Below are 16,888 nucleotides of genomic sequence, written 5' to 3'. Positions count from 1 at the left end.
AAGTCCCGCTCAGACCGTCGTGGCTCCGAGTGCGAGCATGTCGGCGACCATGGGCTGGTGGGAAAGCAGACCCGCGTCGACCTTGACCTCCTGTCCGTTGATGCCGGCGGCGTCATCGGAGGCGAGAAAGGCAAACACCTTGGCCTGCTGTTCAGGGGTGGGCATCTCGGGATTCAGGTTCTGGCGCCGGAAGATGTCCTTGATCTCCTCGGGTAGCTGCTGGGCCGGGGGCGAGGACGTGGTTCCCGGACTGACGGCGTTGCAGCGCACGCCTTCTCGGCCGTACTGGGTGGCCAGGAACTTGGTCAACGCGATGACACCTGCTTTGGAGGCACCGTAACCACTGAGACTCGTGTCACCCGCAGATCCATGGGTGGACGCGGTGTTGACGATCGCTCCGCCGCCTTTGCGCAGGTACGGCAGCGTGTGCTTGCTCATCAGCATCACACTTCGCAGATTCACGGCGAGGACGTCGTCCCAGGCTTCCACCGTCATCGTGGCGACGTCGCCGTCCTCAGCCGGAAAGATCCCGGCGATGTTGATGACGATCGTGGGTTCGCCGAGCTGCTCGACAGTGGCCTCCACCAACCGCTTGACCTGTGATTCGTGGCGAACATCGGTCTCGATCGCGATTGCCACCTGTCGGCCGTGGCGCAGATTGAGCTGGTCGGCCAACGCCTGCGCCCCCGCAATGTTGACGTCGGCCAGCGCGACGAGCGCTCCACCTGCCGCCAGTTCGGTTGCGGTGGCACCGCCGATGTTGAGGCCACCCGGCTCGACAGTCGTCGCGCCGGTCACGATGGCCACTTTGTTCTCGAAGTCGGGCATCTGTGCGTCTTCCTTTTCGTTGGATCATCATCGGATTGGGTCGCCGTGTCGTAGTGTCCAAGTGCCGTCGGCTCACGGCGGTCACGGTGTCGAAGGCGCCGTTTCCGCGCGCCGCAGCACGTCGCCGACAAACGCCCCGATCTCGGCGACCCCTTCGCGAGCGCGCGGCAGGATGTCGGTGGAGAGCGTCCAGGCGTGGAAGGTCTCGGAATACACCGAGAGCACGCTGGACCCATACCTCGCCTGCACATTTCGATGAAGGCGCACCGCGTCGTCGAGCAGGATCTCGGAATCGCTGGCGAGGAACAGGATCGGTGGCAGTCCCCGTAGATCGGCGAAGACCGGTGAGGCGAGCGGGTTCTCGGCATCAGTGTCACCGAGGTACGCGGCTCTCAGGTCGCGCAACGAGCGTTCCGTGATGACCGGATCTGTGTGTCTGTTGCTCGTGATGCTCTCACCGGAGCCGGTGAAATCGGCGAGCGGAGACACGACGACGGCGGCTGCCGGCAGTGGGAGACCGCGGTCCCGCGCACGGACAAGCACCGCCACGGATAGTCCACCGCCCGCCGAATCGCCGCCGATGACGGTATTTTCCGGGCCGTACTCGGCGATGATCGCGTCGACGACGGTCGTGGCGTCGTCGACCGCGGCGGGAAACGGATGTTCGGGCGCGAGTCGGTAGTCGGGCACGACGACGGGCGCCCCGATCGACCTCGACAGTGCCGCGGCGGCAAACTGATACCCACGCGGACTGCCTATCACGTAGCCGCCTCCATGGAACCAGACGAGAACCCGGTCCTCGGTCACCGGGCCTGCCTGGACTCGCAATGCGGGCACGTCACCGATGGACAGGTCGGCCACCGACACATCGTCTTCCAGATCTGCTTCGAGCATCATCGCGTCGAAGCCGTTCCGTAGATCGTCGAGCCGAGCCCGGCGATTTCCCAGCACCGCGGCCAGCCGGTTCCGGGCCCGGACGAGTGGGTCCTCATCCTCTCCCCCGGTGCGGCAACCCGTCATGAGCGCTTGGGGCCGTTGGCCGAGCCGACCGGCGGTAGCGCCGCGTGGGTGCCGAAGCTACGAGCGTGGTACGTCAGCGGTGCGATCGTTTCGCTGACCACCTCGACAACTCGGCCGAACACGACGATGTGGTCTGCCACCTCGGCCGTGTGCATGAGGTCTGCGGCAAGCCAATGAGGCACCTCGTCGATGCGCGGAACGCCGGCATCGACGCGCCACGAGACCCCGTCGAACTTGTCCACACCCTTTCGCGCGAACTGGCCGGCGAGCGTCGACTGCGAACTCCCCAGAACATTCATCCCGAAGGCACCAGCCTTCAAGACCAGACCGAGGAGTTCGGAACCGCGATCAAGCGAGACAAGCAGCGAAGGCGGCGTCATCGACAAGGAGGCGAACGCACTCACGGTCGTTCCGTGCGGACGTGCTCCGTCCATCGCCGTGACCACCGCAACCGGAGTGCATACCGACGCCATGGCCTCACGAAAGCGGGAGCCGAGGTCGTCGAGTTGTTGGGCTGGCATTCGGAAGTCCTCTCCTCGTCAGACCGACAGGTTCTTCCGAAGGAAGACGCCGGCTTCGTCGGCGGCATCCATTCCCTCGGGGAGGATCGACGAGAACAGGGGCCAGACGTGAACCATGTCGTCGTACAGCGACACCGAGGCCGATCCACCGGCCTCGACGATCTTCGCGGCTGCTCGACGCGAATCATCACGCAACACCTCACCCGAGCCGACCATGAACAGAGTCGGCGGCAGTCCGTGTAGCTGCGCGAAGAGTGGTGACGCGACGGGGTCGCTGGGGTCGTGGCCCTGTAGATATGCCTCGCTGACGTTCCCGATCGAACCCCGGGATACAGCGATGTCTTTGCCATCGAACTCGTCGATACTGTCGCCGCTGGCGGTCAGATCGAGCAGCGGGGAGATGAATACCGCAGCGACAGGCAGGCTTTCACCCCTGTCCCGAAGGGCGACGATTGCTCCGAGCACCAGCCCGCCGCCGGCGGAATCGCCACCGACGGCGACGTTGTTCGCGCCATACCGTTCGACGAGTGCGCCGATCACCGCGACCGCGTCATCCGCGGCCGCCGGGAACGCATGCTCGGGTGCTCGCCGAAAGTCGGCGAGGACCACTGTCGCGCCCGAGGCCCGTGACAGGTTGTGGCCGAGTTCCTGAAAGCCTCGTGCGCTCCCCATGATGTTGCCGCCACCGTGGAACCAGACAAGCACCTTGTCCGGTGCAGCGCCCTTCGCCGCGACCTCGAGAACCGGGACGCCGCCGGCTTCGCCTTCGGACGGCTGGACATCCTCGGGGAGCTCGAACTGCAAGAAGAGCCGGTCATAGGCCTCCCGGAGATCGTCGACCGTCGCGGTCGCCGGGTCCGGGAAGCCCTCGAGGTACATCTTCTCCACACGCTCGAGCTCAGGGGTTCTGGCCATGTTTCCTCCGATTGGAATGGTTCTCCGGCTCTGCATTCACGGCCGGAATGTGAGTCATGTTACATAATTACTATTAACTATGGTAGTAATTTTCGAGTACAGCGAACGTGTACGGCGGATTGCCGCTGAGTGGACATTCACCTGGTGATGTCGAATCGGTGACTCGACGGTCGGTTCAGAAGGCCTCGACGGGCAATCGCATCACGGAGCCGTCCACGGCACCGGCCACGCGAGCTCCGGCGACCACGATCGGCAGGACCTCACCTGCGAAGAACCGCGCCGCTCCCGCCTTGCCCTCGTAGAACGCCCGTTCATCACCCGCGGGCGCGCTGTCCAGCGCGCTCGAGGCCACCACCCCGCCGCGGAGGAGCAACCAGGCCACGAGGAGGTCGCCCATGGCGAACATCAGACGTGTGGCGTTCAGTCCGACCCGATAGATCCCCTCCGGCCGCGGGTCCTCGGACCGCGGGTTGAAAGCGGACAGATCCGCAGTCATCCGGGCCACGATGGCGCCGACGGCGTCGGCCGCTTCGGTCAGCATCGCAGCCTCGTCCGCGAAGACTGCCCGACCGGGCCCCGATGCGAACCCCCTGATCTCCTCGAGCAGGTGCCCAAAGGCAACGCCCTTGTTCCGAACGATCTTGCGGAAGAACAGATCCTGCGCCTGGATCGCCGTGGTGCCCTCGTAAACGGTGTCGATCTTCGCGTCTCGTACATATTGCTCGATCGGGTGGTCCTGCAGGTACCCGGAACCACCGAAGGTCTGCAACGACTCCGTTCCCAGGATCGTCCACGACCGTTCCGAACCGTAGCCCTTGACGATCGGCAGCAGGAGATCGTTCACCGCCTCGGCCAGCGTGGTGTCGACACCCGCGGCAGTGCCCATCAGTATCTCGTCCTGCCACGTCGCCGTGTACAGGACGAGGGACCGCAGCCCCTCGGCGTAGGACTTCTGCACCAGCAGCGAACGACGGACATCGGGGTGTGCGGTGATGGGGACGCGGGGAGCGTCGGGCGCCGACATCTGTGCGAGATCCGCGCCCTGCACGCGCGTCTTCGCATACTCCAGTGCGTTGAGATAGCCCGTGGACAGCGTCGCAATGGCCTTGCACCCGACCATCATCCGCGTGTCCTCGAGGACGTCGAACATCTGGTTGATCCCGTCGTGGACCTCGCCGAGAAGCCACCCACGGGCGGGCCGGTCGGCGCCGAGCGTCATCTCGCAGGTCGCCGACACCTTGACGCCCATCTTCTTCTCCACCCCGGTCGCGTAGACACCGTTGCGCTCGCCCGTGAGTTCGCCTGTCGCGATGTCGAAGTGGTGCTTCGGCACCAGGAACAGACTGAGCCCCTTGGTACCCGGACCACCCGCACCCTCGACTCCCACCGGGCGGGCAAGAACGAGGTGAAGGATGTTGTCCGCGAGATCGTGCTCGCCGGCGGTGATGAAACGCTTGACCCCCACGAGGTTCCAGGTTCCATCGGCATTCGGAGTCGCCGTGGTCCGACCCGCTCCGACGTCCGAGCCCGCCTCGGGCTCGGTGAGCATCATCGTCACTCCCCAGTTGTTGGCTGCGACGATCTCCGCGATGCGCTTGTCGCGGTCGGTGCCCCTACGCCACACCACACGCGTGCCGGTCGGAAATGCCAGATACGTCCAGAGCGTGGGGTGCGCGCCCAGGACGAACTCGGCCAAAGCCCAGTTCAACGAGCTGGGCGCTGTGGTACCGCCGAGTTCGGGTAGCAGTCGCAGCCGCCACCACTCGGCGTCGAGCCAGGTCTTGTAGGTGGCCGCGTATGCTGCCGGGACGGTCACCGTGTTCCCCACCGGATCGAACACCGTCGGTGAGCGATCCGAGTCCTCGAAGGATTCCGCAAGATGCTCGCGGGCGAGTTGTTCCACCTCGCGCAATGCCATCCGCGCCGTCTCCGCGTCGATCTCCTCGAAGGGTCCGGTCCCGAGGACTGCGTCGCGTCCGAAGACCTCGAACAGATTGAACTCGACGTCGCGGAGATTGCTCCGGTAATGCCCCATCGTCAGACGCCTCCCCTCTCATGCCCCGGTCGAGCGACGCGGTCGGCATGCCGACGCATCAGTCCTGCGCCTGCGCGTAGATCGGCAGGAGAACGGCAGCGGAATCGACGAGCATCTTGGGATCGACGAGCAGATGCTGCGTCGCCACATGCATATCCCGTACGTAGCGGCCGAGTGTGCTGGTCGAGCCGATGCTCTTGCTGCCACCCCAGCGGTGCGCGAACTCGACCACGTCGAGCGCGACTTCGTGCACCCACGACAGCATCTGGGTCACGCGCGCGACGTGCTCGGCAGTGATCGGGTCACCCGCCGCCACGGTGGCCTCGGCGGCACGGGTGACGTCATAGACGTAGAGCCGGGCAGCGCGCAGGTTGGCTTCCTTGCGGGCGAAGTCGATACGGAAGAAATCCGCTTCACCGACCGGCATCGTGTAGTTGGGGCGCATCTTGCCCGTGGTGAGGTCCGCGACGAGTTCCAGTGCACGGGAGGCGATCCCGAGTGCGATCGATGCGTGCGGCAGACCACCGGCCAGTTCGTTCGTCAGCTGGTACATGACGTCCGGTCGCGTCGGTGTGCCACCGAAGGTCGGCGTCGTGTATTCGGCGGGGACGAACTGCTTCGTGACCCGGTAGTCGTGGCTTCCGGTTCCCGCCAGACCCCATACGTCCCAGTTCTTCGAGAACTCCACCTGGTCTATGGGCATCAGGGCGATGCGTGCCTGCGGTTGCCCGTTATCACCCGGGATCGGATTGCCGTCCTCGTCGGCAACGATGAATCCTGCCCCGATCCAGGTCGCGTGATCCGAACCGCTGGCGAACGAGTAGTCACCGTCGATGATGTAGCCGCCGTCGACCTTCACACCCATGTGCCGGGGCAGGAGCTGACCGGCGGCGATGAACGGGCGATCGGCGCCGAAGACGGTCGCGGCGACCTCCGGCGCGAGGTAACCCACGACGCCGGCGGTGCCCCACTCACTGGCCATCCAGGCCCAGCCCACTGAGGCGTCGGCCTTGGTGACCTCTTCGAACACCTGCATGCCTTCGCTGGGCAGAAGACCCCCGCCGCCCAGATCCTCCGGGATGAGCATGCCGTGCAATCCCAGTTCGGTCAGCGCATCGGCGACCGGCTTGGTGATGGTGCGCTCTCGTTCGATCGCAGCGGCCTCGTCGCGGATCAGGGACGCGATCGATCGGGCGCGCTGGAGGTAGTCGGCCGCTCGGGCCGACGGGTTGGTGGTTTCTGGGGTCAGAACCTCGGTCATGACGTTGCCTTTCGTGCGAATGTCCATCGGCTCACCCCGCTGACGTCTGGGGACGCGACCGATGTCTCGTGAACTCTCGGTGTCCGATGCCAGCGCCCGAACAAGCCGATGTGAGTAAGCTAACATAGTAAGTACTAATGTCAAGGATTAATTTTGCAGGTTAGAGCGTCATTGACCTTCGGATTGCGGCATAGTAATCATTAACAGCGAGCTCCACGCGCGTCCGTCGCGCCGCGTAGACCACACCGTTCGGCTTCCGATCGGGCGACAACAGCAAGGAAGCAGGGATACCCACACATGCGCATCGGCACAGTTCTCGGCTACGGCCGTTCGTTCGAGCAGATCGCCTCCGAGACAGCCGATTACGAGTCTGCGGGACTCGACTCCGCGACCCTCGGGGAGGCATACACCTTCGACGCGGTATCTCAGCTCGGGTACCTGGCAGCGCGGACCACGAGAATCGAGCTCGCGACGGGCATCCTCGCCCTCGACGCGCGTACCCCGGCGACCCTCGCGATGACCGCCGCGGGGCTCGATTATGTGTCGAAGGGTCGGTTCCGACTCGGAATCGGCGCCTCAGGCCCCCAGGTCGTCGAGGGTTTCCACGGAGTCGCGTTCGAGCATGCCGTGGGAAAGACCCGTGAGACCATCGCGATCTGCCGCACGGTGTGGCGCCGCGAACCACTTCGCCATGACGGCCGCCGTTTCCAGATCCCGGTACCGCCCGGACGGGGTACCGGACTGGGCAAGCCCCTCAAGCTGATCAACCACCCGGTGCGACCCGAGATCCCGATCTCGGTGGCGGCGCTGGGCGAGACCATGGTCGCGCTGACCGCCGAACTGGCGCAGGGATGGGAGCCGATCTTCTTCTATCCCGAGAAGATGCAACAGGTTTGGGGCGATGCCCTGCGTCAGGGCAAGGCGAAACGCGACCCTGCTCTAGGAGATCTCGACATCATCGTCCGGTTGCCGTTCGCCATCGTCGACGACGACTCGTCACTGCTCGACCGCGCCCGTCCGCAACTCGCGTTGTACATCGGCGGAATGGGATCGCGCGAGAAGAACTTCTACAATTCGCTCGCCCGACGCTACGGCTTCGACGACGAGGCCACCACGATCCAGGAACTGTTTCTCGCCGGACGGCATGCCGAGGCCGCGGCGGCCGTCCCCGACGAACTGGTGCGCGCGACATCGCTGATCGGGCCCGCTTCGTACGTCGCCGAGCGTGTGGCGATGCTCGACGAACTCGGCGTCGGCCTGCTCAACGTGGACCCGAAGGCTGATACCCACACCGAACGGCTCGCAGCTGTTGAGGCCCTCCGCGCGCTCATCGACTGACCCGACCCCCTCATCCGAAGGCATAACACATGATTCCGACAGTCTCACCCAATCCGGATCTCGACCGCGAGACCGTGCACAGTGCCGTCGCCGCAGGCAACGTCAGCTGCCTGCTACCTGTTCTCTACCAGCTGACCGGTGAGGAGAAGTGGCTGTCGGCTCCGTTCACACCCAGGTCGCCGAAAGGGTTCGAGGAACTCAACGACGGTGGTCTGCCGCCCGAGGTCCTGGCGGAGATCCACGAGGCGGTCACCGACGCGGTGCTCGACTGGTCCAACGGCAAGCCGCCGGCCCACCCGACCCCGACCGGTGCTGAACTCAGCCGCCTGATGAGCACCGTCATGGGTGAGCATGTTGGCGAGGAGTACGCGCCCATGATCGCCGAACAACTCGGGTTCACCCCATATGAACCCACCGCCGTCGGCGACCGGATTTCCGCGACGCGGGAAGAATTCGGCGTTGCCATCATCGGTGCCGGGGTTTCCGGCCTCGTCTGTGCGATCAATCTCGAGAGGGCCGGCATCCCTTACACCGTTTATGAACGCGATGCGCACATCGGTGGTACGTGGTGGGTCAATCAGTATCCCGGCGCACGCGTGGACATCCCGAGTGATCTCTACTCGTTCTCCTTTCATCCGAGGAACTGGTCGGAGTACTTCGCTCGGCGGGACGAGATCTTCGAGTATGTCTCCGACGTGGCTCGAGAGCACGGGATCGTCGACCGGATTCGGCTGTCGCACAATGTTGATTCCGCGACATGGAGCGAGGAGGACCAGCGCTGGATGCTGTCGGTCACCGGCCCGGACGGCCGGCAAGAGGAAGTCGGCGCGACAGCATTGGTGACTGCCGCGGGTCTCCACAGCACACCCAACATCCCTGCCTATCCAGGCATGTCGGAGTTCACCGGCCAGATCGTGCATTCAGCGGAGTGGCCCGCGGACCTGGACCTGACCGGCAAGCGCGTCGCCGTGGTCGGGAGCGGCGCGAGCGCGATGCAGCTCGTCGTGGCCATCTCCGAACAGGTCGAGTCGATGACGATAGTGCAGCGCCAACCACAGTGGATCACACCGAACGAGCACTACTTCACGCCGTCGGACTCCACCAAGCACTGGTTGTTCGACAACATTCCGTTCTACCGCGGCTGGTACCGCTTCCGGCTGTACTGGCTGTACACCGAACGCACCTTTGCCGCGCTGCCCGTCGACCCGAACCGCGCGGAGAAAGGCAAGCTGGTGAGCTCCCTCAACGACGCTTACCGCGCTCACTTCACCGCCTACCTCGAACACCAGCTCGCCGGCGACGCCGACCTCATCTGTCGGACAACACCCGACTACCCACCGTTCGGCAAACGGCTTCTCATCGACAACGGCTGGTTCGCCACGCTGCGCAGAAATCACGTCGAGCTCCTCACCGACCGTGTCGAACGACTGTCACCGACGGGCATCGTGATGGCCGACGGTGAATCACGGGAGATCGACGTGCTCATCCTGTGCACGGGTTTCCAGCAGCAGCGGTTCCTGTTCCCGATGGAGATCCGCGGCCGGGAGGGAACGTCGTTGCGCGAGAGCTGGTCCGACGACAACGGTCGCGCCTATCTGGGGATCACCACACCGGGTTTCCCGAACCTCTTCTTCCTGTACGGACCCAACACGAACCCGCCCGGGGGCAGCTACATCACCATCGCCGAAGCCCAGGTTCGTTACGTCGTCGAATCGATCTCCCGGTTGGTCACCGACGATCTGGCATCGATCGAGTGCCGCCCTGAGCCATACGAACAGTACAACGAGGAACTCGATGCCGCGAACGACGCCATGGTCTACGCCATGGACGGCGTCGACAGCTACTACCGGAACAGCAGCGGTCGTGTGGTCACGAACTCTCCGTGGCCGGTCCGCGAGTACTGGTCCCGCACAGCGCATCCGGACCCGAGTGACTTCGTGAACACCCCGCTAACCTGAAGCACGACCGGCCGGTCTCGCGGCGGCGGACCGGCCGGAACCGAGCGCCCCTCGCCACGGAACGCCGTATCCCTGGCGAGGGCGCCCGTGCGGTGTGCCGCGGGGCACGCTGCGCGGGAACCGAGCCGGGTCGGACTTTCGTCGACGGCGACGACGGAACCGGGCGCGAGGACCACCACGGCCACCGGGCTCTCTCCCCATTTGTCGCTCGGCACGCCGACAACCGCCGCATCGGCGATACCGTCCAAGCCGAAGAGGACTTCTTCGATCTCGCGCGGATAGATGTTCTCCCCGCCGGAGATGATCATGTCCTTCACCCGATCGGAGATGAAAAGGAAGCCTTCCTCGTCGAGGTGACCCGCGTCTCCGGTGTGGAGCCAGCCATCGACCAGCGTCGTATGGGTGGCGTCGTCGAGACCCCAGTAGCCGCTCATGAGCTGCTCGCCGTGAACGAGCACCTCCCCCACTGCGCCGGCCGGCAGTTCGACACCATCCCGGGACACGACTTTGACCGCCGACCCCATCACCGGCCGTCCGGCCGACGCCAGTAGCTCGGGGTCCGAACGCAGCGCACGCCGGTGATCTTCTGGTGCCAAGATCGTTGCGACAGCGCAACACTCGGTCATCCCGTAGGCCTGCGCGAAGTCGCAGCCAAAGACGTCCACAGCGCGACGGACCACGTCGGCGGCCATCGGCGCCGAACCGTAGACCAGGAGTTTTAGAGCGGTGAAGTCCTGTTCGGCAGCAGCCGGGTCGACTACGATACCCTGGATCATCGCGGGGGCGAGAGTCAGTAGCTGAATCCGCAGACCCGACATCAGGTCCAGAACGGTGCGTCGACGCACGCACCACGGTGGGTCACCATCGCACCCTTGGGCTTCCCGGTCGTGCCACTGGTGTACAGCTGGGATCCCGCATCCCTGACGATGTACTCCCATTCCAGCGGCGCCAGACGGAAGTTCATCGGCACCGGCACCACCCCAGCCCGTGACGAGCCGAAGTACAACGCGATCACTGCGGCGCGACGTCGGCGTCAGCCAGGCAATCCGCTGCGTAGTGCGGCCGAGATCTGCTCGCGCACATCGTCATCGGTGAACCGGAGAATGGCGTCGACCGCCTTCGACGATGTCTTTGGGTCGCGATAGGTCTGCGCGATCGCTGCCGAGACGGCTCGACGCCGCTCCCGCAGACCCTCGATCCCGTCCCCAGGGACGTCGCCGACCCCCAGATCCTCGGCGAGCCGGTCGGTGGCCGACACGCTCCTCGTCACTCGCTCCGCGTCCCAGTCGATCCGGCCGACGAGGTTGTCGATGGCCTCGACGACCGCGGCCAGCTCGAGCCGGGCGGTCGTGTCGGTCACATCGCCGGCGACACGATGGACCAGGGTCTCGCGCATCGTGGCGAACACCTGATCCACATCGGTGGCGTAAACGGTCATTGTCAGTGTCCCCATTCTTTGTCGTGCAGCATCTTCGACAGCCACCCGATGCTGTAGTAGACGCTGTGCGACATGTTCGAGTAACGCAGCTCGTCGCGCTCCCCGCGGGAGTAGATGTCGACCGCCTGCAGGCATCCAACGGCCGTCTTGGTCAGGGACTGCACAGCCCACCAGGTGAGCGCCTCGGGCAGAGGTCGCCAGCCGCCGGCGGCCTCGTACTCGTCGAGGAAGGGCTCCAGTTCGATCAGCTTGCACAGCAGCGGTGAGCGTCCCCGGGAGGTCCGCTGCGCGAACCAGGCGATGTCGGCGGTCGGATCGGAGAAGTGTGCGGTCTCCCAATCGAGTACCCCGGTGATGGCGCCGTCGGCGATGACCAGGTTGCCGATACGAAAATCGTTGTGGACGAGCGAGACCCGCCCGGAAACCGCATCACGCCGGTGATCGAGCCAGGCGAAGGCGAGATCGAGGATCGGGATGGGGATGTCGACGACGTCGCGATAGATCTGCGACCACTTGTCGTTCTCGAGCTTCCCTGTCTCGCTCGCCGCCGGTACCGGTCCCAGCATGGTCAGTCCCAGGGTCTGCGGATCCGCCGCGTGCAGGCGCGCCATTTCACGCGCCACGTCGCGACCGAGCTCCTCGCGTATCGCCGGTTCCGGGACGATCCGGGAGATCGTGGGCGGCATCGGGATCTGCCCGTGGACCTTCTCCATCGCGAACCATCCGCGGGCGTCGCCGGTCGGCACGACGGATGCGATCACCTTCGGAACGCGCATACCGATCGCGTCGGCGGCATCGAGCAGAGCTACTTCCCGCGATACGTCGTAGTCGCCGACGATCCCGCTGATCGGTTGCCGCTTGACGGCGTAGGTGACCATCTCCGGGGCGTCCGGCCCGGCCCAGGTGACCGTGACAAGGTAGGTCTCCCAGGAATTGCCCTCTCCGCGCTTGTCGACATCGGTGAGCCTCAAGGTCCCCGCGGCGCCGACCGCGCGATCGAGCTCTGCGGTGAGGTCGTCCAGAAACCCCTCGACCGTGGCTGTGTCCGTACCTGTTCGGGTCATCAGAAGACCGCCGCCTTCGGTCCGCCCCCGTCGACGACGAGGCGCTGTCCGGTCATGTATCCCGCATCGGGGGACACCAGGAAGGCGACCGCCCCCGCGACGTCCTCTGGCCGGCACACCCGCCCGAACGGGGACGAGCTGTCCAGGTCGCCGATGTCGGCTCCGCGTGACGCATTCACCAGTCGGCGGCCCATGTCGGTCGCGACGAGGCCGGGCGCGACGATCCCCGCGTGGATGCCGTGGTCACGTTCTTCCTGCGCCAGGGTCTTCATGCAGACCTCCATCGCCGATTTCGCCATTGTGTAGGGCGCGGAATTCGGGGGTGTCGAAGTCGTGGTGCTGCTGGAGATCATGACGATGTCACCGCGCCCGCCGGGCGTCGAGGCAGCGGCCCGCATGCCGGGCAAGACCAGCTGGATCAACCGGATCGGGCCAAGAGCATGCACCTGGAGCAGCGATTGGAACTCCGCATGCGGTGTCGTCGCCACGGAACTGCCACGACTGGCCGACCCCGCGTTGTTGACCAGCAGGTCCACGGCACCGAGGTCGGAGACGATGGCCTCCACCATCGCCTCCACCGCCCCGGTGTCGTCGATGGACGCCTGATACGCACGGGCGTGCCCGCCGCCGGAGGCGATCTCGTCGACCACCTCGGTGGCTGCCCCCGTCTCCCGCCGGTAGCTGACCGCGACGGCCGCACCGTCGCGGGCGAGCCGTAGCGCCACCGCCCGGCCCACCCCGCGCGATCCGCCGGTGACGAGGGCGACGCGACCGGCCAGTGGCCCCGTCACGATGCGACCACCGCGCGCCCGACCAGATCCTTCATCACTTCGTTCGCCCCTCCGTAGATCCGCTGGATACGCGCATCACGCCAGATCCGCGCGATCGGGTACTCCTCCATGTAGCCGTAACCGCCGAAGAGTTGCAGACACCGGTCGACGACGTCCCACTGAAGTTCTGTCGCCTTGTACTTCGCTCCTGCGGCCTCATGTGCGGTCAGTTGCCCGGCATCGAGAGCCCGGACGCATCGGTCGACGTAGTGCTGGAGAACCGCGGTGTCGGTGTGCATCTCGGCGATCGACATCCGGACCGACTGCAGGTCCGCGAGCGGTCCACCGAACGCATACCGATCTCGGACGTGGTCGAGCGCCAGGCTCAGCGTGTGCGCCGCCGAGGCCACTGCCGCAACGGCGATCGAGAGTCGCTCGCGAGGCAGGTTGGCGATCGCAGACCCTAATCCGCGCCCGGGCTCCCCGATGATGTTCGACGACGGGACCCGGCACTCGGTGAAGACCAGTTCGGCAGTGTCCTGCGCCTTGCGGCCGATCTTGTGCATCGGTCGGCCCCGCTCGAAGCCCGGTGTACCTGCCTCCACGACGACAAAACTCGTTCCGCGGCCCTCGCGTTCACCGGTGCGGACCAGGACGATCGCCATGTCGCACGTGGCACCGCTGGTGATGAAGGTCTTGGCGCCGTCGATCACGAGATCGTCGCCGTCGCGACGTGCGCGGGTCCGGATCGCCGCCAGATCCGATCCTGCCCCCGGCTCGGTCATCCCGAGGGCAGTGACACAGTCTCCACTGGTGAACCTCGGTAGCCAGCGCGCTCGTTGCGCCTCGTCGGTGAGGTCGCGCAGATACGGCACGATGATGTCGTTCTGCATGCTGAACGTGTCACCGGCCATACCGGACGCGACGACCTCTTCGGTCATGACGGCGTTGTACCGGAAGTCGGCGATACCGAGTCCGCCGTACTGCGCGCCGAATTCGAAGCCGAGAAACCCCGCGGCGGCGGCGGCCTTGATGAACGCCCGGTCGACCGTCCCGGCCTGTTCCCACTCGTCGACGTTCGGCACCGCCTCGCGTTCCAGGAAGGCACGGAACGCCGACCGGAAGGACTCGTGTTCCGCAGCGTATAGTTCCCGGCGCATCAGACTCGGTCCTCCTCAGACATGTGCGCTCGCGGGCGCCGGCCAGTACGCGTCACGCAACGGCTTCTTGTAGAGCTTTCCGGTGGGTAGGCGCGGCATCTCGGTGATGAAGTCGAATGACTTGGGACACTTGAACTTCGCCAGCCTTTCGCGACAGAAGTCGGCCAGGCGCCGCGCCAGCTCGTCGTGGTCGGCCTCCGGGTCGACCGGCTGGACAACCGCTTTCACGGCCTCGCCGAAATCCTCGTCAGGCACCCCGAATACCGCGGCGTCGAGCACCTCGGGATGAGTGATCAGGAGATTCTCCACTTCCTGCGGATAAATGTTCACTCCGCCGGAGATGATCACGAAGGCTTGACGATCTGTGAGATAGAGGAAACCGTCCTCGTCCAGGTAGCCGATGTCCCCGATCTTCGACATCGTTCCATCCGCGTCGCGGGCCTCCGCGGTCTTGGCCGGGTCGTTGAAGTACTCGAAAGTTGCGCCGACGCCGCGGAACCAGATCGTGCCCGGGACACGAGGAGGACATTCGTTGCCGTCGTCGTCGAGGATCACCGGTTCGCCCATGAAGGGACGGCCGACGGTTCCCTTGTGCGCCAACCACTCCTCGGAGGTACAACCACAGATGCCGTTTGCCTCCGTGCCGCCGTAGTACTCGTAGATGACCGGACCGAACCACTCGATCATGGCCTGCTTGACCGCCACCGGGCAGGGTGCCGCACCGTGGACCACGACCTCCAGCGATGAGAGGTCCTGCTGCCGTTGGTCTTCGGGGAGTTTGAGCATGCGCGAGAACATGGTGGGCACCACCATCGAATGCGTGATCCGATGCTCCTCGACGAGATCGAGATAGTGACGGGCATCGAACCGCTTCATCACGACGATCGTCGCGCCGAGACGGATCCCGATGGCGACAGAGGACTGCGGTCCGGAGTGATACAGCGGCGCCGGTGAGAGGAAGCGCATCCCTTCTCGCAGGTGAAAGACCTTCCGTCCGAAGTCCTCGATGTCCAGGATCTGTCCCGGATGCGCATCGGGCAGGTTCCGCTTGATCGCTTTCGGACGGCCGGTGGTGCCCGACGAGTAGAACATCGGGGTACCCAGGCGCTCGTCGTCGCCCGGCGTATCGTCGAAATCGGCGACGGCGTCGGCGAACGACTCGAAGGGGTGCGACAACGGTGTCACCTGATCGTCGTCGACGATGAGCCAGCGGTCCACCGCCGGGCACAGCGTCGGCAACTCCTGTGCGACTACGAATTTCGCCGCGGTGCTGACGACCAGCCTCGACTGCGAGTCATTGATGATGTATGCGGCCTCGCCCGCGGAGAGGAACGAGTTCACCGGCGTGTAGAACAGTCCGGTCCGTTCGGCCGCGGACATCGCCACGATCATCTCGAGGTGGTTCTCCATGAACAGGGCGATGTGATCGCCCGGCTCACAGCCCTGCGCACGGAAGAGGGCGGCCAGTCGATTGGCGCGCGAGTCGAGGTCTCCGTAGGTGAGCATCTGATCGCTGCCCGCCATGATCACGGCAGGACGGTCAGGGTGTTCGACAGCGTGACGTCCGGGATACATCGAAAACTCCTTCTACGGGCGGATCGGTCGCAGGAACTCGGCGACGGCCCATCCGCCGACGCCGCCGGCGAGATCGACGGTCATCTGCCCCATTCGCACGGCGCGATCCTCGGTGCGCTGGGTGACCGGGACGAAATGGCGGATCGCGCCGTCGACGACGATCGTCGGCAGCCCCTCGGCCTGGACGATGCCCACGTGCCGCCCCGAGTAGGTCGATTCACCGGCGTAATCGGTGAGTACGCGGTAGTCGGTGATCGGATGGGCGACACCGTCAGTGGTCAGGACGGCTCCCGCCGACACCCTGACCCCGGACTTCTCGTATTCGCCATAGGCACTGAATGCGGTTCCGTCTGCCAGCCAGCCCGCCACCCACTCCCCGGTATAGGAATCCCACTCGCGCGGGCCCCACGAATGGTCGCGGAACGAGGTCACCTTGTCGAGCGCCCAGGTTCGGGTCCCGACCCGGATGGTCCCGGAGAGGTGGCCGAACTGTTCGTAGTGGTCGCTGGCGAAGGTCGAGTCACCGGGCGTGCAGTCGCCGTCACCGTCGCTGTTGATCACGAACATCGGGCTCGATGCCTCGTAGGTGAGGGAGATCTCGCAGTCCTCGGCGGCCGCGTTCTTGAGGGCGATCCGTCCGTTCTCGGCCATCAGGGACGGATGCGTCACGCGCGCGACCGAGTTGCGATAGGTGATCTCCGCTCTCCGGGTGGGCTCGGTGAACGCGATCTCGAGGCCTTGTCCGGCGAAACTGTCATTGGTGTCACGGGGCGTCCGACCCGCACGGAACGCGATGGCACCGCCGGGCAGCGTCAACTGCACCGAGGTCTCGCTGTACCCGAGATTCGGACGATTGCCGATCCGGACGAGACCACCCAGTTGCGAGACCGGATCGACGAAGTTGAAGTAGACGCTCTCGTTGAAATTGTGGACATCGGCGGGGTCATGTGTCCCCTCGGCGTCGGCACCGTACTTGCACACGGTGAACGGTTGGCTGCTCATTGT

The 16,888-nt window shown here is 65.3% G+C and carries 16 protein-coding genes; 2 read left to right on the top strand and 14 right to left on the bottom strand.

Annotated elements, in window-relative coordinates; translation table 11 throughout:
• Positions 1-9: 9 nt before the first annotated feature.
• The 6 genes from KB201_RS19920 to KB201_RS19895 form a co-directional block, all read right to left on the bottom strand.
• Positions 10-828, bottom strand: a complete 819-nt coding sequence (locus KB201_RS19920; protein WP_211540181.1) for an SDR family NAD(P)-dependent oxidoreductase — start codon at positions 826-828, stop codon at positions 10-12.
• Between the two features lie 81 nt (positions 829-909).
• Positions 910-1,848, bottom strand: a complete 939-nt coding sequence (locus tag KB201_RS19915) for an alpha/beta hydrolase (protein WP_211540180.1) — start codon at positions 1,846-1,848, stop codon at positions 910-912.
• On the bottom strand, positions 1,845-2,369 hold the full coding sequence (locus KB201_RS19910; protein ID WP_211540179.1) for a flavin reductase family protein: 525 nt from the start codon (positions 2,367-2,369) through the stop codon (positions 1,845-1,847). Before KB201_RS19910 ends, KB201_RS19915 begins: the two co-directional genes overlap by 4 nt.
• 18 nt (positions 2,370-2,387) lie before the next feature.
• Entirely contained in the window at positions 2,388-3,284 is an 897-nt protein-coding gene (locus KB201_RS19905; protein WP_211540178.1) for an alpha/beta hydrolase, read from the bottom strand.
• Between the two features lie 175 nt (positions 3,285-3,459).
• Positions 3,460-5,319, bottom strand: coding sequence for an acyl-CoA dehydrogenase (locus KB201_RS19900; protein WP_211540177.1), 1,860 nt, complete (start codon positions 5,317-5,319; stop codon positions 3,460-3,462).
• A 58-nt stretch (positions 5,320-5,377) separates the two neighbouring features.
• Positions 5,378-6,580, bottom strand: a complete 1,203-nt coding sequence (locus KB201_RS19895; RefSeq protein WP_249146100.1) for an acyl-CoA dehydrogenase family protein — start codon at positions 6,578-6,580, stop codon at positions 5,378-5,380.
• Between the two features lie 297 nt (positions 6,581-6,877).
• Here KB201_RS19895 and KB201_RS19890 point away from each other — a divergent pair, with 297 nt between their 5' ends.
• Positions 6,878-7,918: an LLM class F420-dependent oxidoreductase gene (locus tag KB201_RS19890; RefSeq protein ID WP_211540174.1), complete on the top strand. Its 1,041-nt coding sequence runs from the start codon at positions 6,878-6,880 to the stop codon at positions 7,916-7,918.
• Positions 7,919-7,947: 29 nt separating this feature from the next.
• On the top strand, positions 7,948-9,876 hold the full coding sequence (locus KB201_RS19885; RefSeq protein ID WP_211540172.1) for an NAD(P)/FAD-dependent oxidoreductase: 1,929 nt from the start codon (positions 7,948-7,950) through the stop codon (positions 9,874-9,876).
• Here KB201_RS19885 and KB201_RS19880 read toward each other — a convergent pair.
• From KB201_RS19880 to KB201_RS19845, 8 genes are all read right to left on the bottom strand, one after another.
• On the bottom strand, positions 9,762-10,652 hold the full coding sequence (locus KB201_RS19880) for an AMP-binding protein (protein WP_249146098.1): 891 nt from the start codon (positions 10,650-10,652) through the stop codon (positions 9,762-9,764). The genes KB201_RS19885 and KB201_RS19880 overlap by 115 nt on opposite strands.
• 41 nt (positions 10,653-10,693) lie before the next feature.
• Positions 10,694-10,840 carry an AMP-binding protein gene (locus KB201_RS19875; protein WP_211540169.1) on the bottom strand — a complete coding sequence of 49 codons (147 nt, stop codon included), beginning with the start codon at positions 10,838-10,840 and terminating at the stop codon, positions 10,694-10,696.
• A gap of 69 nt (positions 10,841-10,909) precedes the next feature.
• On the bottom strand, positions 10,910-11,314 hold the full coding sequence (locus KB201_RS19870) for a hypothetical protein (protein WP_249146095.1): 405 nt from the start codon (positions 11,312-11,314) through the stop codon (positions 10,910-10,912).
• 2 nt (positions 11,315-11,316) lie between these two features.
• Entirely contained in the window at positions 11,317-12,378 is a 1,062-nt protein-coding gene (locus KB201_RS19865) for a phosphotransferase family protein (RefSeq protein ID WP_211540166.1), read from the bottom strand.
• A complete protein-coding gene (locus KB201_RS19860; protein ID WP_307848091.1) occupies positions 12,378-13,169 on the bottom strand; it encodes an SDR family oxidoreductase in 792 nt (263 codons plus the stop codon). Before KB201_RS19860 ends, KB201_RS19865 begins: the two co-directional genes overlap by 1 nt.
• A complete protein-coding gene (locus tag KB201_RS19855) occupies positions 13,166-14,308 on the bottom strand; it encodes an acyl-CoA dehydrogenase family protein (RefSeq protein ID WP_211540165.1) in 1,143 nt (380 codons plus the stop codon). Before KB201_RS19855 ends, KB201_RS19860 begins: the two co-directional genes overlap by 4 nt.
• Positions 14,309-14,323: 15 nt before the next feature.
• On the bottom strand, positions 14,324-15,883 hold the full coding sequence (locus KB201_RS19850) for an AMP-binding protein (RefSeq protein ID WP_211540164.1): 1,560 nt from the start codon (positions 15,881-15,883) through the stop codon (positions 14,324-14,326).
• Positions 15,884-15,895: 12 nt separating this feature from the next.
• A complete protein-coding gene (locus KB201_RS19845) occupies positions 15,896-16,885 on the bottom strand; it encodes a hypothetical protein (protein ID WP_211540163.1) in 990 nt (329 codons plus the stop codon).
• Between the last annotated feature and the right edge of the window lie 3 nt (positions 16,886-16,888).

Origin of the sequence: Gordonia sp. SCSIO 19800 (assembly GCF_018132775.1) — a bacterium.
Taxonomy (GTDB): Bacteria; Actinomycetota; Actinomycetes; order Mycobacteriales; family Mycobacteriaceae; genus Gordonia; species Gordonia hongkongensis.
The sequence above is the reverse complement of the archived record's forward strand: the minus strand, read 5'-3'. Positions and strand labels throughout refer to the sequence as shown.